Genomic DNA, 17,313 nt, shown 5'->3' with positions numbered 1-17,313 from the left:
GCGACCCCAGCCCGGGAGCATCGAAAGTGACCACAAGTCGTTGGTGTCGTTCGTGAACGGGATCGGGTCTGATCTGGGTGCGGTGGTGGCGGGGTTGAGTCTGCCGTTCAGCTCGGGGGCGGTGGAGGGGCAGGTGAACCGGATCAAGATGCTGAAGCGGCAGATGTTCGGCCGCGCGGGCCTGGACCTCCTGCGCAAGCGCGTGCTCCTCGCCCCGTGACCGGCACCCGACCCCAGCACGGTCAGTGACGATCAGTCATATCAGCACGGAAAGTGATCCAGACCCCGATTTCAGCCGTTGCCGACACCCGGGTGTCGACCCGGGCTGGCAAAAGAAGGAAACCGGCGACCAGGAGCGTGACAGAATGATGAATCGAGATCACTCACGGTTCATTCATCTCATCCAGCAGCCAGGGCGGGGGCCTTGATGGACGAGCGCGACGACAGCCCGACCGTTGAGCAAGCCGCCGAGGCGTTCGCAGCGGAGGTCTCGTACTGGCGCGAGGTGCGCGGCCTGTCCAAGCGGGGGCTCGCCCTCAAGATGGGCTTCGACCCGTCGTACGTGAGCCACGTGGAATCCGGCCGGCACAAGCCGACCGAGGACTTCGCGCGTCGCTCGGAGGAGACCCTCAACGCGGGCAAGGCCGTCTGGAAGCGCTGGCTGGACTACGAGGGTGCCAAGAACCGAGCGGCCCCGGCTGCGGCTCCACCAGCCCCGCGCCGCCCCGAACAGCCGTACGCGACGGGCTCAGCGATCATCGTGGCCCACGACGGCGCCCGCCTGGACTTCGACGGCTCCCACTACCGGCTGACGATGCACCGACTGTTGCGGAACACCGGCAGCGAGCCGATCACCCGCTACCTCATCCGCATCAGCGTCGACCGCTACCCCGGCGAGCCCGAGCGCTCCAATGCCCACTACCGCGAACACCCGCTGACCTGGGACGAACTCGCACTGACCGCGACATGCCGCGGGGAGGCGATGAACTGGCAGACCAAGCACGACCGCGACGCGTTCAAGGAAGTGTGGCTGCTGTTCGAGAACGAGCAGGGCCGCTTCCCGCTCTACCCGGGCGAGGAGGTCTGGATCGAGTACGCCTACTCGGTCGGCGAGGAGAAGTGGGGCCGCTGGTTCCAGCGCGCGGTCCGCCTGCCCACCGAGCACCTGGAAGTCGAACTCGCCTTCCCCGCCGATCTCGACCCAGCGGTGTGGGGCACCGAGACATCCATGACCGCCGAAGCAGCACCCCTGCGGACCGCCCCGATCCGGCGCGATGAAGGCGGAATGCGCCTCTTCTCGTGGAGCACCCCCACACCAGCCCTCCACGCCCGGTACCGTCTCGAATGGCGGTTCCGGGCCCGACCCGAACGCGACACGACCCAAGGGGAGTTCAGGTGATCCAGGTGCGGCCCAGCGAGCAGATGCGTGACCTCGGCGTCGTCCAGGAGGGCGAGCCCGTCCTCGCGGAGCCCACCCGAGCGTTCGACCTGCCCACCGAGCGCGGGGCCGCCGAGCAGGTCATCGAGAAGCTGTTCACCGCGATGGAGCGCATCGGCCAGGTCCACCCCTTCGCCAAGGGCATGGGCATCGCGGCACCGCAGATCGGGATCGGCCGGGCCGCCGCCATCGTCCAGCCCGCCGACCCTGGCAGCCCGCCGATCGTCCTGCTGAACCCGCGGATCACCGACCACGCCGACGAGGCGGACGAGCAGTTCGAGGGCTGCCTGTCGTTCTTCGACGTTCGCGGCTCGGTCCCCCGTCCGCTGCGGATCACCGTGGAGACCACCACCCTGGACGGCCAGGTGGCCACCACCACCTACGAACGCGGACTCGCCCGCCTGATCCACCACGAGATCGATCACCTCGACGGCCTGCTCTACACCGCACGCATGGCTGCCGGCGTCGAGCCCATCCCCGTCGAGCAGTACCGGCAGACCGGCCAAGCGTGGTCCTACGAGCGGTGAGCGCCAGCACAGCTCGCGCTGAGCGCACGTCCGGGCCTAGGGAGTGTCCTGTCGATCTCGGCCGTCCAACAGTCACACTCCGATGAAGCTCACCGTTTCCGTCATATCCGCCCGCCCGGTGCGCAGTTGCGGCACGCCCTCCTTCTCGAACCCCACTGAGACGCCGCAGAACAGCACGAGTCCGTCACCGGCTCCGGCTGCCCGGCTGACAGTCTTCCGGTACACGGTCCACATCACCTGGGGGCAGCTGTGCAGCCCCTCGGCCCTCAACAACAGCATGACCGTCTGCAGGTACATCCCCGCGTCAGCCCACTGCCCCGGACCCATCGTCCGGTCGAGGTAGCAGAACAGGACGGCCGGCGCCCCGAACGCCTCCGAGTTCAAGGTGGCAATCTTCCTGGGCCGGTCCGGGTCGTCGCGCTCGATCCCCAGCGATTCGTACCGCTGGGCGGCGGCCGCAGCAAAGCGGTCCAGATATGGCGAGGCCAGCCCGTCCGGGTACATCGGATACTCACGCTCGTCGCCGGGGTCCCCCGCCAGTGCCCTGGCTGTCGCGGTCCGCTTGAGTTCCGCCAAGGGTTCACCGGTCACGACGTACAGACGCCATGGCTGGAGGTTCCCGCTGGACGGAGCCCGCGTCGCTGCGGTCAGCACTCGTTCGAGTACCTCCTTGGGCACGGGCTCATCGCTGAACGCCCGCACGGCCCGGCGACTGTCCACGGCCTCATACACATCCACGTCTTCGCGTCCTCTCATTCAACCGAGCCCCTCCACCGTATTCAGCCGTCAGTACCGAGCCTCGCCGAGGGTTGGAAGACGTCCCGACGATCAGTCCAGCCATTGATAGGACTGTGGGAGACAGAGGTGACTTACCGGATGCTCACTGCCTAGGACGTTCCACTCGGTGTCAACGAACAGCCGCTCTGCCGCTCTTTCCGGTGATCACCGCCCTGATCGACACCGCAGAGGCCCGAGCATCGCAACACTCGTCGAGTGGCCGACCCAACAACTCACGCACCGGGCGAGCCCCGCCAGCCCCGGGAAGACCAGTTCGGGCCAGCAGGAGAGATGGCCGCTGGCGTCGACCGTGTGCAGTTCCCGCTCACGCGCTGGATTCTCGCGCCTCGGACGACATGGCGCGCCCGCCGCTTGGCCGCCGATTTCGGGGCTGGGATGGATGCGCGTACCGCCTGGGTGATGGCGCGGCTGGCGCGGCACCCCGAGGAGTACGACTACGCGATGGCGCACCTGGACGGCGAGGAGCAGACCGAGTGAGGCTGCACGGCATCGCCGGAGTTGAGAAGGTCCTTCGACCGTGCCTACTCGGTCGGTGGAGCTGATTCGTTGGCTGAGCGCTCGACGAGACCGCTGAAGAGGATTTCCGCGAGCCGCTGCGTCTTCCACTCCGGCCACTCTTCGAGCTCGAAGTGGACCTCAGTCTCGCCGCTCTTCCAGCAGTTGTACTGGCCTACGGACGTCCCCTGAGGGTGGTCGCACCCGGCCGGTTCCTTCTTCATGCCTGGAGCATCGCACAGCTCAGGTCTCGGGATGAGAGGTTCAACTGAACGCGCCCGGTGGCGTTCACGGGCTCCGGCAGGGGGCATGGACTTGTCTGCCGTATGGGGGAACACACGCCGAGGTTGCCCTCAACCGAACGGCCTCGCGCAAGCCCGCAGTGACAATCGCCGCTATGACATCGATGACGGCAACCGTCCGCCAGGCCCTGCAAACCGCGCTGGCCAGCCGGGCGACGGTGAGCATCCGCAGGACCCTGGTCGAGATGCTCGAACGGGAACCCTCCAAGACAGAGATCTCGGCAGCCAACAAGGCTGCCCGGATGATTGCCGAGGACGGGGACGCAATCCTTATCTCGCTACTTCCTTCCCAAGCTGGCGCCGATGCGTATGTGCCTGCGGCCAGGGGGCAGCGTGCGTCGAACTACCTGACCGTCGACGAGAAGATCATCAAGGACTTGCCCTGCCGCGTCAGGTTCGCCACAGAGAAGTGGGACACGATCATCGACGAAGGCATGCGGTCAACGCAGCAGATGATCGAAAGCGACCCGCTTCTGTCGGCGTTCCTGCCGGGCTGGAAGGCCGAACCGCGTGCCGAGAAGCGGGCTCGCCTCATGGCGGAGGCGGCAGGAGCCAGCTGACCAGAGACGTCGCGAGTAGGGGTTGTCGGGCCTGGTGAGCGGAGCCAGCTGGTCTCAGTTTTGGTCTCATTCACCCCCGTCCAGCCGGGTTCAGCCGCCGCCCAGCGGTCCGCTCCGCCGCAGGTCAGGACGGGTGCGAACCCCGGCGGACAGCGTTCGAGAGAATTGGAAAGCGTGTTGGGGGCAACCCCTCACGAGTTCGAATCTCGTATCCTCCGCCGGCAGATGGCCCGGACCGCACAGCGGTCCGGGCCATCGTCGTTTCTGCCCCCCAGGGCATCGCTGATCCGGACCGCTCAATGTCCACCCTTGACTTCGGAACGTGTTCCGAAGTAGCGTGGCGTCATGTCCACTCTCACCGTCTCGTTCTCTGACTTGTCGAAGAACTCCAAACGGGTCGCCGACACCGTGGAGCAGGCCCAGCGCATCCACGTCTCGCGCCGCGACGGCGAGGATCTCTACCTCACTACCGAGCGGCATGATCGGCAACGCGAGGAGACCGCCGACGTCACCGCGCGTCTGTTTGCGGCCCTGATCAGCAGCGATGAGGGTGCACGGGCCGTGCTCCTCGCTCTCCCCACAGTCTTTCCCTGGACCCGGCACCTGTCAGCCGAGGAAGTGCGGGAGTTCGTCGTTGACCTCGTGGACAGCACTCGCGATGTCGTGGAGCTGGACGTACACGCCAACCTGCACCGCGTGATCGTCGAGTGGCGTGCCACTGCCAGGATCCTGGCCGATCCCGAACTGACCGCACAGCTCTCCGCCCCTCTCACCGGCGAGGACCACGGCGAGGTCTCCGCGCCATGAGTCCAAAGCGCGGCGACGACGTCGCACCACCGCCCGTCGGCGACGAGTGGCGGCTCCGCTTCGCTACGAGCGAGGCAGCAAAGGGCTGGAGCGATCTCTGCACCGAGGCAGCTGGGAACAGCCGCCGCTGCTTCGAGGCCCTGCGCACCAACCCGCTGTCGATGAGCGATCCGGATCGTCAGCATCGGCTGCGCGGTCGCCTCGCCACCCGCGACCTCGGGGGCGACGAACTTCCCCAGTGGGAGTACGAGGTGACTGCCAGCGGGCGGGTGCGCTATCTCGTCGACGAGGTCAAGCGAACCGTCCATCTCGTGTACGCCTCCACTCGGCATCCGAAAGACACTGACAGTTAGTTAGAGGCAGGAGACAGGGAACGGAGTCGTCTAACCAGGTTCAACGGCGTTCTGGGGCAACATCTCCCGCATCGATTCTCTTATCCTCCGCCGCTGGAACCCGGCCCGGACCGCGACGCGATCCGAGCCGAAGCCGCCACCTGGACAGGCCAGGAAAACCTACTCTCCCGGGGCACTACCGAGGGATCGTTCCGCGTGCTCGATGAGCTCCTTGTAAGTCAGCACCTCAACCCGGTTCAGGTGGGTGTTGAAGATCCGAAGTGCCTCGTTGATCTCTTCCTCCGGCACCTGCGGCTGAAGCGCTGGATGTCCGATGAGGACGAGCGCGCTCGCGCGACGCGTCTCAATTCCGAGCTCGTCTCGCACCCGCTGCCTGTTCTCGTCCAATCCGACCAGATAGTTGACCGCTTGGCCCACGGCGTCGTGCACCTGGGCAGTGGGCACCCAGGCATTGCGGTGTTTCTTCACCAGCGAATGGTCCAGGCCCATAGCCCGCTTGAGCTCAACGATTTGGAGAGCCCCGTCGCCGCGGACGAGCGGGATGTCGATCTCGTCGCCAGGCACCAACCTCCGTTGCGCGGCTTGCCCGACGAAGCGGCCACCGAAGATCCAGTGCTGACCATCCAAGGCCCGTTGAAGGTCGAGTTCGGAGGCACCCGGATCCTCCACTGCCTTGCGGAGGAGGGAAAGCCCAGCAAAGCGCCTTTGAAGCTCAGCCGCCCTGAAGACCATCTGTCCGTCCGTGTCAGCAGCGAGAAGAGCCAGAGCATCCGGCGACGTGACGATACGGCGGACGGCCTCGGCGAGGTCCTCCACGTCAACTCGTTCCTGGAGCACTCGTTCCAGCCAAACTGCCGTCTCCGCACGCCCCCGAAGGATCCGGTAGCGTCCAGGTCGATCCGACGGCGCATCGAGGAACTTTGCATCCTCACTCAACTGCGCAATGTAGGCGATAAGTTCTTCCACTCCGGCCCCCGGATTAGCATCAAGGAATTCCCGGCTGACCTCGCACACGTATCTGAAGTTAATGCTGAGTACCCCCGCTGTGAGCTTCTGGAGATGCTCGTTTCGTGCACCGTCCTGGAAAAGCCGGTACCTCTCCTCGAAGTCAGGTTTCAGGATCCGACCCGCCGCGAAGTCAATGGAGTCCTGTACAAGCCGCACGACCTGCCACTCGTTCGCGCCAGCTGCTCGCGAGCGGACCATCTGCAGCAGTCGCACAAGCTCCTGGCCACCCCTGCGGTTTCGGCCACGGCCACCCGTCATGTGCGCAATGACCGAGGCAATCGCAGCCCTCACCCCCTCGTCAGCTGCCTCTTGCTGCACGATCTTCAGTTGTAGTTCCAGTGCCCAATCGGCTCTACCAGTCATGCGGGCGACAGTACCGATAGGCTCCAACAGTCCAAGATGGCTTCGCCATGCGCGGTCCAGGCAATACTCGCGAAGGCAAATACACCCCCTCGGTGAACCGCCACCACAACATGTCAGTCACGCGGAGCACAGCCATGGTGGTTGCAGTTTTGGTTGCATTCACCCATGTCCGGAGGTGTCCGCAGCCCACTAATCGGACTGATCCGCCGCAGGTCAGGACGCCTACGACCGCCACCGGATGGCCGGACGGACAGCTGGAAAGCGTGTTGGTGGCAACCCCTCACGAGTTCGAATCTCGCATCCTCCGCCGGCAGACGGCCCGCCAGTCACCCCAGCCGGCACGCTCCACGTGCGCGGTCCCCGTCAGCGGTGTGGACAGCCCCTGACGGAGGCACTACGCAGGAATGGACGTAGGCCCACCGGGCGAACTCACCGCCATCGGGCCTGAGCCCCGTAACGTTCGGCGAGTTCGCGGACGGTCGCCGCGAGGCGCGCCCGCAGATCGAGTGGTTCGAGGACCTCCACGTCGATGCCCAGCTTCAAGAACTCACCGTGGGCATGGTCGAGTGACTCGATCGGCACGGCCGCCCTGGTCCAGCCGTCCGCATCCACCACTCCGCCGTCCACGACCGCCCGGTCGACCGCGTGGCCCAGCAGCTCGCGGACCCGGGCGGCACCGCGCGGCGACAACCGCACCACCGCCTCTGCGGTGTGCAGCCGCGCATGGAAGTCGGCGAGCCGGTTCCGCCAGTGGGCAGCCAGGTCGAACCCTGCTGGCGGCTCGAACTGCTCGTCCAGGGGCCGCAGTTCCATGATCTGGTCGACCCGGTACGTGCGTGCGGTGCCGCCGCCCGCAGCGGCCACCAGGTACCAGCGGCCGGCCTTGAGTACCAGTCCGTACGGTTCCAGGCGCCGCTCCACCTCGGTGGGCGCCTTCCACCGCCGGTAGCGGACCCATACCGCGTGCCGGCCCCAGACCGCAGCGGCGACGGCCGCCAGGTGCGGCGTCCTGTCGACATTCCCGTACCAGCCGGGTGCGTCGAGGTGGAAGCGCTCCTGGATCCGCCCGGCCTGCTCCCGCAGCTCCGCCGGGAGGGAGGCCCGCAGCTTGAGCTGGGCGGCTACCAGCTGATCGCCGAGGCCCAGCTCGGCCGCCGGACCGGGCAGCCCGGCCAGGAATACGGCCTGTGCCTCACCGGCGGTGAGCCCCGTCAGCCGGGTGCGGTACCCGTCGAGCAGCTGGTAGCCGCCGCCGTGCCCGGCGTCCCCGTACAGCGGGATGCCTGCCGTGGCAAGCGCCTCGACGTCCCGGTAAACCGTCCGGACCGAGACCTCCAGCTCGTCGGCGAGCTGATGGGCTGTCATCCGTCCTCGGTTCTGCAGGAGCAGGAGCAGCGAGATCAGTCGGCCGGCGCGCATGGCTGCCAGTATCCGCTGACAGGAGATGACAGTGGACCGACTCTAGCCTCCGGGGCATGAACGACTTCGACTTCCTTCACGGCTCCTGGGATGTGGACAACCGCAGGCTGACCGAGCTCCTGGTCCGCAGTGACAGCTGGGAGGAATTCCCCGGCCAAGCCGTCGTCCGCCCGCTGTTCGGTGGGAACGGCAACATCGACGAGATCACCTTCCCGACCCTGGAGCGCCAGGGCGTGACCCTCCGGCTTTTCGACCAGGACCGGAAGGAGTGGTCGATCCACTGGGCCGACAGCCGCACCGGCCGGCTCGACCCGCCCGTCGTGGGCACCTTCGTCGGCGGCCGGGGCGACTTCTACGGTGCGGACACCTATCGGGGCCGCCCGATCCGGGTCCACTTCGTCTGGCAACGGCTCACGGCCGACTCGGCCCGCTGGGAGCAGGAGTTCTCGGTGGACGGCGGGCAGAGCTGGGAGCTCAACTGGGTCATGGAGCTCAGCCGGGCCCGGACGAAGGACGCCTCGTGACCATCGTCGAACTCCGGCAGTACACCCTCCACCCGGGCGCCCGCGACACCCTGATCGAGCTCTTCGAACGCGAGTTCGTGACCGGGCAGGAGGCCGTGGGCATCACCGTCGGCGGCCGGTTCCGGGACCTGGACGACCCGGACCGCTTCGTCTGGCTGCGCAGCTTCCCGGACATGGCAGAGCGAGCGCGAGCGCTACGAGCCTTCTACTACGGCCCCGTCTGGCTGGCCCACCGCGACGCAGCCAACGCCACCATGCTGGACTCGGACGACGTGCTCCTGCTGCGCGGTCCAGGCTTCGTCGCCCCGGACGGCGGCGGGCCAGCCGTCGCGACCATCTGCCATCCGCTGGACACCGCCGCCTTCGCCGACCACTTCGAGCAACGTCTGCGCCCGGAGCTGGCCGCCGGGACACTGCCTCTGGCGGTTCACCGCACCGAGCATGCGGAGAACACCTTCCCGGCCCTGCCCGTGCGGACGGGCGAGGACGTCCTGGTGTGGTTCACCACGGGGGACGCAGCACCCCTGCCGGACCTCTCGGCGCACCTGAAGTCCGCACCGCAGCAGTTGCTTCTCTCGCCGGTGACGCGGCGGAGGCACGATGGGCCAGTCTCTGGAGGATGACTGACGACCACCCGCCAGCCACGCCGGCACGGCCCTGACCAGGCGGAACACGGACATGCCGTGGTCTCAGTTCTGGTCTCATTCACCCCCGTCCAACCAGGTCTCAGTTCTGGTCTCATTCATGCCCATCTGCCGGGGTTCAGGCGGCGTGCCGAGACTTCCTCTGCCGCAGGTCAGGACGATGGCGAACCTGTCTGCACAGTGACGAGGAGAATTGGAAAGGGTGTTGGGGCAACCCCTCACGAGTTCGAATCTCGCATCCTCCGCAGCCGCCCGCCCGGGCAAACGTCGGCCCGGACTGTTCACCAGTCCGGGCCTTCGTCGTTCTCTGGTTGCAGATTTGGTTGCATTCACTGCCGTTCGGAACCGTCCGCAGCCGCAATGCCAGAGGCGGGCCTCTCTGCAGGCGCCCACGCCGCCGGACGGGTGCCGGCTGCGACTGTCAGTAGCCGGTGCCGCGCTTGACCTGGGCCCGCTCGACCTCGGTGGTCGCTCCCTTTTGGTCCAAGGTGGCACACGCATCGGCGATGTCGCGGGTCAGGCGGTCGATCTGGTCGCGGCTCAGGGTCTCCTTGACCAGGGCCCGCAGGATCTTCACCCGCTCCGCGTTGGGCGGGAGCGTGTACGCCGGCACCATCCAGCCGCGCTCGGCCGAGAGCTGCCAGGCGATGTCGGACTCGTCGTAGGCGTGCTTGCCGGCGAGGCGGAAGGCGACCAGCGGCAGCTGCTCAAGATCGCTGCCGATCACTTCGAAGCGGCCGCTGTCACGCAGGTTGTCCGCCAACGCGCGGGCGTTCGTCTGCATCGTCTGCATGACGTAGGTGTAGCCCTGACGACCCAGCCGCACGAAGTTGTAGTACTGCGCGAGCACCATCGACGCACCGGTCGAGAAGTTCAGCGTGAACGTCGCGTCGGTCTTGCCCAGGTAGTTCTCGTGGAACACGAGGTCCTTGGCCAGGTCCGACTCCTCACGGAAGACCAGCCAGCCGATGCCGGGGTAGACCAGGCCGTACTTGTGGCCCGAGACGTTGATCGATCGGACCTGCTCGAGCCGGAAGTCCCACTTCGAGTCCGGGTAGAGGAAGGGCCACACGAAGCCGCCGCTGGCGCCGTCGACGTGGATCGGGATGTCGAGGTCCCGCTTCTCGCGGACCTCCCGCAGGAGCTTGTCGATCCCGACGACGTCGTCCTTGTGACCGGTGAACGTGGTGCCGACGACGGCGACGACGCCGATCGTGTTCTCGTCGAGGTGGGGCTCCACGTCCTCCGGGCCGATCGTGTACTTGTCCTCGGCAAGCGGCACGATCCGGGGCTCGACGTTGAAGTAACGGCAGAACTTCTCCCACACGACATGAACGTCACCGCCGAACACCAGGTTGGGCCGGTCGAACGACAGGTTGGCCGCCTTGCGGCGCTCCCGCCAGTTCCACTTCAGCGACAGCGCGCCGAGCATGATCGCCTCGGACGAGCCCTGGGTCCGACAACCGGTGGTCTTGCCCGGCGCGTGGAAGAGATCGGCGAGCATCCGCACACAGCGCTGCTCGATCTCGGCGGAGATCGGGTACTCCGCGTGATCGATGAAGTTCCGGTGCAGGTTCTCGGCGATGATCCGCTGCGCCTCCGGCTCCATCCACGTGGTGACGAACGTGGCGAGGTTGCGCTGCGGGTCGCCCTCCATGGCGAGGTCCTCGCCCACCAGCCGCATAGCGTCCGTCGCGGTCATGCCCTCCTCGGGAAAGGTCTCCGAGGGAGCGGGCATGGTCAGGAAACGGTTACCGAACAGGGTCCCGACGTCACTCTTGCTCATGTCGGCGACTCAACCACCACCAGGCCGGGAGCCCTGCCCGGGACTCGTGAGCCGGACTCGAAAAATACCCGAACGACCTAGCTTCCCGAACAATCGACTCGCCGCCGGCGCCTCCCCCTACGACGTGTGGCCCGGGGGATGGATGACGTCAGCCGGGGCGCCGGGAACGGGCGGCGCCGCCATGACCTGATCGCAGTAGCACACCGCACCCCGGCCGGCAGATCAGCCGGACCACCAAGGACTGGGTCGAGACCCACGTTCCCGACCGGACCGGGCCGAACTGCACCACCCACCTCACCGTCGGCCTCGACACCGTCGAACACCTGAAGGCCCTGCAGCCAATCTGACGCCGCTGCGGCCTCTTGGTCAGCCGCACGGGTGAAGTCCGCGCGGGGCGGATCGCCCGGGGAAGTGAGTCGTGGCATCGGTACGTAACGTGATTCGGGGACTCGCCGCAGGCGGGCCGTGCCACCGCATCCCCCAAGGCCAAGAGGTCTGTCATGAATCGTGTCATCGCCCTTGCTGTTGGTACGGCCGCCGCCCTCGCCTCTGTCTCCGGATGCAGCAGTTCCGGTACCACCACTTCCTCGACCCCGGGTGCGGGTGCGAGCGTCAGCGCCCCGACGACCACCACCGGCTCCGCCGCTGCCGGCGGTAGTGGCTCCCCGTCGATCGGCAGCGCCGCCACGGTGAAGACGGCGAGTTCGCCGCTCGGTCAGATCCTGGTCGACGGCTCCGGCAGGACGTTGTACCTGTTCAAGGCCGATACCGGGACGACCTCGACCTGCACCGGCTCCTGCGCGCAGGCGTGGCCGCCGCAGATCACGACCGGGACACCCAACAGCAGTGGGGTGACCGCGTCCAAGGTCGGAACGACCACGCGATCGGACCAGGTGATGCAGGTGACCTTCAACGGCCACCCGCTGTACTACTTCGCCGAGGACGCAAACCCCGGACAGACCAACGGTCAGGGCGTCAACGCCTTCGGCGCTTCGTGGTACGTGGTCAGTCCAAGCGGTGACGCGATCACCAGCGCGGCCTCTGCCTCGGCTTCCCCGTCGGCCAGCTCCAAAGGCGGCAACGGCTACTGAGTGGGGCCGGGGACTGGCGCGGTGACTGATGCTCCGTTTCCGGTCCCCGACCCTGCTTCACGTGGTCCCCGCTGACCTCCAGCCTCGCGCCGGCGGCTTGCATCGCCGCCAGGTGGCGGTCGATGTGCCGGCGGCAGAGCACTACGGCCGGCGGGGTGCGAATCGATGACGATGTCCGACGCGACCCCGGAACCAGCAGCGGCAGGGCAACGCCGGACCACCGTTGCTCGCGAGCGGACGATCACACCCCGCCGTCAGCCCTTGGCCGCAGGCGCGAAGTGGCCGCGGAGCCACTGCAGATCACCGTGGGGAGCACCACCCTGGTCGGCCGGCTGGCCACCACCACCCACGAACGCGGACTCGCCTGCCTGATCCCCCACGAGACCACCTCGACGGTCTGCTCGACACCGCACGCACGGCCGCCGGTGTCGACCCCGTCCCTGTCGAGCAATACCGACCGACCGGACGGGCACGGGCGTACGAGCGGTATCCATGAGCCCCTGACCGTCGGATCGCGGCTAATGGGATTGCATACCACACAGCAAGCTGACACGGTATCAGCACTTCGATGTACGGGGCGTTCTGACGACCGCGGGGGCCTCCCATGACCACGCCTGCGCCACCGGGCGACCTCACCGCCGGGTACGACCGGCCGCCCTACTGGCAACCGTCAGTGCCACGGCGGGAGCCGCGGGAGTGGGTGCTCGACCTGCTGTTGCCCTGGCGGCTGGCGAGCCGGGTGTACGGGCCCTACCGGATGCTGCGGATGTCGGCCTCCGGGGTCGCGGCGGAGGCGGGGGCGGAGCTGCTGGATCCGGTGCTGCAACCGATGGTCACGCAGCTGGTGGCACAGACGCTCGACCCGCTGGTGGAGCGTCTGATCTGGGCCCGGGCGCTGTTCGGCCTCGGCGTGATCCTCTTCGTCGTGCGACTGGCGACCGGGGCCTCCGCCGACGAGCTCTTCCAGGACGCCTTCGGGGACAGCATCGTGGTGCTGCTCACCGGGCCGGTCGCGCTGCTGCTCGCCTGTGTGCCGCTGGTGCTGCTGGCCCGGACCGGGACCAGGCGGCGGGTGGGACGCCTGGTGGCCCGGCCGCTGTTCACCGGTGTGGTCACTTTCGCGGCTTTCCTGGCGCTGATGAAGTCCGACCCCGGCGCGTACGTCGGCAACACGGTCGGGCTGCACCTGCTGCTGCTGATCTGGCTGCCGGCCTTCACCCTCCCGACGGTGTACCTGATACACCGGAATTCGTTCGCGATGCGGGCGCACCCGCTGGTGCGGCCATTGGTCGCGGTGCTGCTGGTCTGGCTCACCCTGATCGGGCACGTCACGCTGGTCGACACCAAGGGCACCACGACGAGCGGCGCGGCGGCGCTGGCCGGACTGCTGGTCGGGCCGGTCGGGGTGACGGTCACCGCAGTGATCGAACTGGTGCGACTCAGACGCCGTCACCGGGTCGGCTTCCGCGGCCCGTTGCCGCCGCTGCCCCCTCAGGAGCCACGGGGCACGCGGGGCACGCAGTAGCGTCAGCTCCCTTCCGGCAGCAGCCGGCCGGCCGGTGCGGCGGCGGGGTTCGGGCTTGCCGGTCACCCCGGGCACCCCGGACACCTCGGACATCCACTGACAGGTTGACGGCGGCCCTGCCCGGGCAGGCCTCGGGCCGGACTGTTCACCAGCCCGGGCCTTCGGCGTTCTCCGGTCGCACTGGGCACCTGCGATGGCCACGGCACCCGCATGAGATCCGGTCCCGCCCCGGAGCACTCTCAGGCCGATGACGGGCGGGAATGGAGAAGTGCGGCTGGAGTTCAGGTCCGTCATCCCGGCTGCGGCGGCTCGAACACGATGTCCCGGGTCGCCGCCTTGACCGCCGTGAAGGCGAGCAGCCGGGCACCCTCGTCAACGATGTCCTCCCGTTCGGTGGCCGTCAGGCTCCGGAACGGACGGACCGTCAGCGTCGCCGTGTCGCGCTTCGTGGCCACCCTCCAGGTCGCGGCGACGAAGCCGTCGACGAGTACCGCGCGGGGCATCTCCATGGTTCCGGCGAAGCCCTGGTCCGCGCAGCTCACGGTCAGGACGCGGGTGCGGTCGGCGTGGGAGAGCAGCAGGTTGTCGAAGTCGTAGAGGAAGCGCACGGGGGCCGGGGTGTCCGGGTGCGGGCGGGGCGCGTCGGGGAGGTCGTAGAGTTCGCGGCCCTGCTCGTCGCGGAAGACCGTGAGCTGCGGCCGGAGTCCGTCGATCACCTCGGCCAGCCGGGTCAGCCCGCACCACTGCTGGACGTCGCGTACGGTCGCGGGCCCGAACGCGGCGAGGTAGCGCAGCACCAGCCGCTGCACGCTCGCCCGCTGCTCGACCGGGCGCCCGAGCCAGGCTTCCACGGGCGTGTGGGCGGCCCGCCCGCTGCGGCCCCACAGCCCGCGTGGCGGAACCTGGACCAGCGGCACGGACGAGCGGACCCCCTGGGCCATCGCGGCCGGATCCCGATCCGACCACCGCTCGGCCAGCGCCCGGCCCAACTCGCTGAAGGTCAGCGGCTTTTCGCCGAGCAGTTCGCGGCCGACGGCGGCCAGCTCGGCACGGTCCAGACCGGCCAGGTCGCGGCCGAAGGACCCCAGCGTGCTGCGCTCGATGACCGGCTCGACCAGGGGGCGCAGCCACAGGCAGTCGGCGGCGGTCACCAGGTGGATGGTCGAGCGCATCAACGCGATGCGTACCACGCCGGCTTCCCGGAGCAGGTCGCACGTCCGCTCGGGTGTGTAGTCCACCAGGCGGGTCCACAGTCCGACATACCAGGTGTGTGGGGTCTGCGCCTGGAGCCCCACCAGCCGTTCGAGCACCTGCGGTACGTCCAGTTCCCAGCGGCGCAACAACAACTGCCGTTCCAGGGTGGCGCGGTTGAGGGCTCTGGCCGACAGCGGCGTCATGACGCCCCCTCGGCCCTGAGCAGTCGGAAGAAGGTCCGCACGTCAGCGATGAGCAGGTCCGGGGCCTCCAGCGCGGCGAAGTGTCCACCCCGGTCGAACTCCGACCAGTGGGTGATGTTGTTGCCCGTCTCGGCGTAGCGACGGATCGCGACGTCCTCGGCGAAGACGGCGACGCCGGTCGGGGTGGTGGCGGGCGAGGAGTGCCAGGTGCCGGAGTGCATGTTCTCGTAGTACATCTGCGCGGCCGAGCCGGCCGTGCCGGTGAGCCAGTACAGCATCACGTTGGTGAGCAGCCGGTCCCGGTCGACCGCGGTCTCGGGCAGTTCGGCAGAGGGGAAGGTCCACTCCTTGAACTTCTCGACGATCCAGGCGAGTTGCCCGACCGGCGAGTCATGCAGCGCGTACGCCACGGTCTGCGGCCGGGTGGCCTGGATCTGGAAGTAGCCGCCGCCGTCGTCCAGGTAGTTCTTGAGCCGTGCCAGCCTCGCCCGCTCCGCTTCGGTGAAGGCGGCCTTGTCCTCCTGCGCCACCTCCCCGAACGGGATGAATCCGAAGGTGGCCGCGTTCACATGCACCCCGACGACCCGCTCCGTGGCGACCCGGCCCAACTCCGGTGCCACGAACGCGCCCAGATCGCCGCCCTGGGCGCCGTACCGCTGGTAGCCGAGACGGCTCATCAACTCGGCCCAGGCGGCCGCGACCCGGCCGGTGTTCCATCCGGTCTCGCGGGTCGGCCCGGAGAATCCGAACCCGGGCAGCGAAGGGATCACCAGGTGGAAGGCGTCCGCGGCGTCACCGCCGTGTGCGACCGGGTCGGTGAGCGGGCCGATGACGTCGAGGAACTCCACGACCGACCCCGGCCAGCCGTGGGTGATGATCAGCGGCATGGCGTCCGGCTCGGGCGAACGCACGTGCAGGAAGTGCACGTTCTGCCCGTCGATCTCCGTGGTGAACTGCGGGATCCCGTTCAGTTCGGCCTCGTGCCCGCGCCAGTCGTACGACGTGCGCCAGTACTCGACCAGCTCCTTGAGGTAGCCCAACGGCACGCCGCGGCTCCACCCCACACCCGGCAGTTCGGCCGGCCAGCGGGCGGCGGTCAGCCTGACGTGCAGGTCGTCAAGGTCGGCCTGGGGGATGTCGATACGGAAGGGAGTGATCGTTTCGCTCATGAGGGGAAAGCTATCGGCACCAGCGGACACCTTCTGTCCTATAGGGCTGGCAGGCTCTGCGACGTGAAGGAAACCTCCGCCCGCCTGCTCCGACTGCTGACGCTGCTGCAGTCCCATCGCGAGTGGTCCGGCCAGGACCTGGCCGATCGCCTCGGGGTGAGCACCCGGACCGTCCGCCGGGACGTGGACAAGCTGCGCGACCTCGACTACCCGGTCAACGCCGTCAAGGGCATCGACGGCGGCTACCGCCTGGGCGCCGGCGCCCAGTTGCCGCCGCTGTTGCTGGACGACGAGGAGGCGGTGGCCATCGCGGTGGCACTGCGCACCGCCACCGGCAGCGGCGTCGCGGGCATCGGCGAGAGGGCCCTACGCGCCCTGGTCAAACTCGAACAGGTCCTGCCGGCCCGGCTGCGGCACCGGGTCAGCGCCCTCCAACCGTCCGCCGTGCACACCCCCAGCGCCGCTCCCGCCGTCGACGCCGAGGTCCTCACGACGATCGGGACGGCCTGCCGCGACCACCGGCAACTGCGGTTCGACTACCGCGGTCACGGCGGCAACGCCAGTACCCGACTCACCGAACCGCACGAACTCGTGACCTGGGGCCCCCGCTGGTACCTGGTCGCCTGGGACCTCGAACGAGCCGACTGGCGCACCTTCCGCGTCGACCGCATCCACCCCCGCACCCCCACCGGCCCGCGCTTCACCCCCCGCGAGATACCCGGCGGCGACCCCGCCGCACACGTCGCCCACGGCATATCCCAACTGTGGCCCTGCCGGGCCACCATCCGCCTGCACGCCCCCGCCCACTCGGATGCCGCACGCACGGCCGCCAGCTACGGCACCATCGAGCCCATCGACGACCGGACCTGCTTCCTGCACGCCGGCGCCGACAGCCCCCGCGCACTCGCGTTCCTCCTCGGTGCCCTGGAGGTCGACTTCCACGTCCAGGACTCCCCCGAACTGGCCGCCCACCTCCGCCGCACCGCCGACCGCTTCCACCGCGCCTCCAGCCCCCAGGAGACACCCTGAGAGCGCCGACCTGTCGGCCCCTGGTGTGCCGCCCGACCAGCGCGTCGGCGAAAGGCGCGCATGGCCGTTCCACTCGAA

General features: G+C 68.3%; 18 protein-coding genes. 11 read left to right on the top strand and 7 right to left on the bottom strand.

Features of this window, described 5'->3' with window-relative positions; genetic code table 11:
- Nucleotides 1-43 precede the first annotated feature (43 nt).
- From OG455_RS21255 to OG455_RS21245, 3 genes are all read left to right on the top strand, one after another.
- Nucleotides 44-220: a hypothetical protein gene (locus OG455_RS21255; RefSeq protein WP_266301101.1), complete on the top strand. Its 177-nt coding sequence runs from the start codon at nt 44-46 to the stop codon at nt 218-220.
- A 207-nt stretch (nt 221-427) separates the two neighbouring features.
- Nucleotides 428-1,399: a helix-turn-helix transcriptional regulator gene (locus OG455_RS21250; RefSeq protein ID WP_266296010.1), complete on the top strand. Its 972-nt coding sequence runs from the start codon at nt 428-430 to the stop codon at nt 1,397-1,399.
- A complete protein-coding gene (locus tag OG455_RS21245) occupies nt 1,396-1,965 on the top strand; it encodes a peptide deformylase (RefSeq protein WP_266296009.1) in 570 nt (189 codons plus the stop codon). The genes OG455_RS21250 and OG455_RS21245 overlap by 4 nt, the downstream gene beginning before the upstream one ends.
- A gap of 72 nt (nt 1,966-2,037) precedes the next feature.
- Here the strand turns inward: OG455_RS21245 and OG455_RS21240 are convergent, their stop codons facing one another.
- Together OG455_RS21240 and OG455_RS21235 are read right to left on the bottom strand one after the other, a co-directional pair.
- On the bottom strand, nt 2,038-2,703 hold the full coding sequence (locus OG455_RS21240; RefSeq protein ID WP_266296008.1) for a nitroreductase: 666 nt from the start codon (nt 2,701-2,703) through the stop codon (nt 2,038-2,040).
- Nucleotides 2,704-3,284: 581 nt separating this feature from the next.
- Nucleotides 3,285-3,482, bottom strand: coding sequence for a hypothetical protein (locus OG455_RS21235; protein WP_266296007.1), 198 nt, complete (start codon nt 3,480-3,482; stop codon nt 3,285-3,287).
- A gap of 173 nt (nt 3,483-3,655) precedes the next feature.
- On the opposite strand from OG455_RS21235, the gene OG455_RS21230 reads away from it, so the two are divergent.
- The 3 genes from OG455_RS21230 to OG455_RS21220 all read left to right on the top strand — a co-directional run bounded on the left by OG455_RS21230 (nt 3,656) and on the right by OG455_RS21220 (nt 5,280).
- On the top strand, nt 3,656-4,120 hold the full coding sequence (locus OG455_RS21230; protein ID WP_266296006.1) for a hypothetical protein: 465 nt from the start codon (nt 3,656-3,658) through the stop codon (nt 4,118-4,120).
- 345 nt (nt 4,121-4,465) lie between these two features.
- Complete coding sequence (locus tag OG455_RS21225) at nt 4,466-4,927, top strand: prevent-host-death family protein (protein WP_266296005.1); 462 nt, start codon at nt 4,466-4,468, stop codon at nt 4,925-4,927.
- Nucleotides 4,924-5,280: a hypothetical protein gene (locus OG455_RS21220; protein ID WP_266296004.1), complete on the top strand. Its 357-nt coding sequence runs from the start codon at nt 4,924-4,926 to the stop codon at nt 5,278-5,280. Before OG455_RS21225 ends, OG455_RS21220 begins: the two co-directional genes overlap by 4 nt.
- Nucleotides 5,281-5,439: 159 nt before the next feature.
- Here the strand turns inward: OG455_RS21220 and OG455_RS21215 are convergent, their stop codons facing one another.
- Together OG455_RS21215 and OG455_RS21210 are read right to left on the bottom strand one after the other, a co-directional pair.
- Complete coding sequence (locus OG455_RS21215) at nt 5,440-6,651, bottom strand: Shedu anti-phage system protein SduA domain-containing protein (RefSeq protein WP_266296003.1); 1,212 nt, start codon at nt 6,649-6,651, stop codon at nt 5,440-5,442.
- 429 nt (nt 6,652-7,080) lie between these two features.
- Nucleotides 7,081-8,070, bottom strand: a complete 990-nt coding sequence (locus OG455_RS21210) for a YafY family protein (protein ID WP_266296002.1) — start codon at nt 8,068-8,070, stop codon at nt 7,081-7,083.
- A 56-nt stretch (nt 8,071-8,126) separates the two neighbouring features.
- Between OG455_RS21210 and OG455_RS21205 the strand changes: the two genes are divergently transcribed.
- Together OG455_RS21205 and OG455_RS21200 are read left to right on the top strand one after the other, a co-directional pair.
- Nucleotides 8,127-8,594 carry a hypothetical protein gene (locus OG455_RS21205; RefSeq protein WP_266296001.1) on the top strand — a complete coding sequence of 156 codons (468 nt, stop codon included), beginning with the start codon at nt 8,127-8,129 and terminating at the stop codon, nt 8,592-8,594.
- Entirely contained in the window at nt 8,591-9,217 is a 627-nt protein-coding gene (locus OG455_RS21200) for an NIPSNAP family protein (RefSeq protein ID WP_266296000.1), read from the top strand. The genes OG455_RS21205 and OG455_RS21200 overlap by 4 nt, the downstream gene beginning before the upstream one ends.
- 442 nt (nt 9,218-9,659) lie before the next feature.
- Here the strand turns inward: OG455_RS21200 and OG455_RS21195 are convergent, their stop codons facing one another.
- Nucleotides 9,660-11,024, bottom strand: a complete 1,365-nt coding sequence (locus OG455_RS21195; RefSeq protein WP_266295999.1) for a glutamate decarboxylase — start codon at nt 11,022-11,024, stop codon at nt 9,660-9,662.
- A 689-nt stretch (nt 11,025-11,713) separates the two neighbouring features.
- Here OG455_RS21195 and OG455_RS21190 point away from each other — a divergent pair.
- Nucleotides 11,714-12,115, top strand: a complete 402-nt coding sequence (locus OG455_RS21190; RefSeq protein WP_266295998.1) for a hypothetical protein — start codon at nt 11,714-11,716, stop codon at nt 12,113-12,115.
- Nucleotides 12,116-12,719: 604 nt separating this feature from the next.
- A complete protein-coding gene (locus OG455_RS21185; RefSeq protein ID WP_266295997.1) occupies nt 12,720-13,640 on the top strand; it encodes a hypothetical protein in 921 nt (306 codons plus the stop codon).
- 290 nt (nt 13,641-13,930) lie between these two features.
- On the opposite strand, the gene OG455_RS21180 is transcribed toward OG455_RS21185, so the two are convergent.
- The gene (locus OG455_RS21180; RefSeq protein ID WP_266295996.1) at nt 13,931-15,037 is read right to left on the bottom strand and encodes a winged helix DNA-binding domain-containing protein; all 1,107 of its coding nucleotides are present in this window, start codon (nt 15,035-15,037) and stop codon (nt 13,931-13,933) included.
- Nucleotides 15,034-16,206, bottom strand: coding sequence for an epoxide hydrolase family protein (locus tag OG455_RS21175; RefSeq protein WP_266295995.1), 1,173 nt, complete (start codon nt 16,204-16,206; stop codon nt 15,034-15,036). The genes OG455_RS21180 and OG455_RS21175 overlap by 4 nt, the downstream gene beginning before the upstream one ends.
- Before the next feature lie 63 nt (nt 16,207-16,269).
- Between OG455_RS21175 and OG455_RS21170 the strand changes: the two genes are divergently transcribed.
- Nucleotides 16,270-17,235, top strand: coding sequence for a YafY family protein (locus OG455_RS21170; protein ID WP_266295994.1), 966 nt, complete (start codon nt 16,270-16,272; stop codon nt 17,233-17,235).
- Nucleotides 17,236-17,313: the final 78 nt, after the last annotated feature.

Source organism: Kitasatospora sp. NBC_01287 (assembly GCF_026340565.1).
Classification (GTDB): Bacteria; Actinomycetota; Actinomycetes; order Streptomycetales; family Streptomycetaceae; genus Kitasatospora.
Note: the sequence above shows the minus strand (reverse complement) of the source record. Positions and strands in the feature narration are given on the sequence as shown.

What these genes read in the sequence shown, in the direction of transcription:
- OG455_RS21215 (WP_266296003.1), bottom strand. Translation starts at nt 6,651, where the DNA reads ATGACTGGTAGAGCCGATTGGGCACTGGAACTACAACTGAAGATCGTG.
- OG455_RS21205 (WP_266296001.1), top strand. Translation starts at nt 8,127, where the DNA reads ATGAACGACTTCGACTTCCTTCACGGCTCCTGGGATGTGGACAACCGC.
- OG455_RS21235 (WP_266296007.1), bottom strand. Translation starts at nt 3,482, where the DNA reads ATGAAGAAGGAACCGGCCGGGTGCGACCACCCTCAGGGGACGTCCGTA.
- OG455_RS21185 (WP_266295997.1), top strand. Translation starts at nt 12,720, where the DNA reads ATGACCACGCCTGCGCCACCGGGCGACCTCACCGCCGGGTACGACCGG.
- OG455_RS21225 (WP_266296005.1), top strand. Translation starts at nt 4,466, where the DNA reads ATGTCCACTCTCACCGTCTCGTTCTCTGACTTGTCGAAGAACTCCAAA.
- OG455_RS21175 (WP_266295995.1), bottom strand. Translation starts at nt 16,206, where the DNA reads ATGAGCGAAACGATCACTCCCTTCCGTATCGACATCCCCCAGGCCGAC.
- OG455_RS21180 (WP_266295996.1), bottom strand. Translation starts at nt 15,037, where the DNA reads ATGACGCCGCTGTCGGCCAGAGCCCTCAACCGCGCCACCCTGGAACGG.
- OG455_RS21250 (WP_266296010.1), top strand. Translation starts at nt 428, where the DNA reads ATGGACGAGCGCGACGACAGCCCGACCGTTGAGCAAGCCGCCGAGGCG.
- OG455_RS21230 (WP_266296006.1), top strand. Translation starts at nt 3,656, where the DNA reads ATGACATCGATGACGGCAACCGTCCGCCAGGCCCTGCAAACCGCGCTG.
- OG455_RS21220 (WP_266296004.1), top strand. Translation starts at nt 4,924, where the DNA reads ATGAGTCCAAAGCGCGGCGACGACGTCGCACCACCGCCCGTCGGCGAC.
- OG455_RS21210 (WP_266296002.1), bottom strand. Translation starts at nt 8,070, where the DNA reads ATGCGCGCCGGCCGACTGATCTCGCTGCTCCTGCTCCTGCAGAACCGA.
- OG455_RS21195 (WP_266295999.1), bottom strand. Translation starts at nt 11,024, where the DNA reads ATGAGCAAGAGTGACGTCGGGACCCTGTTCGGTAACCGTTTCCTGACC.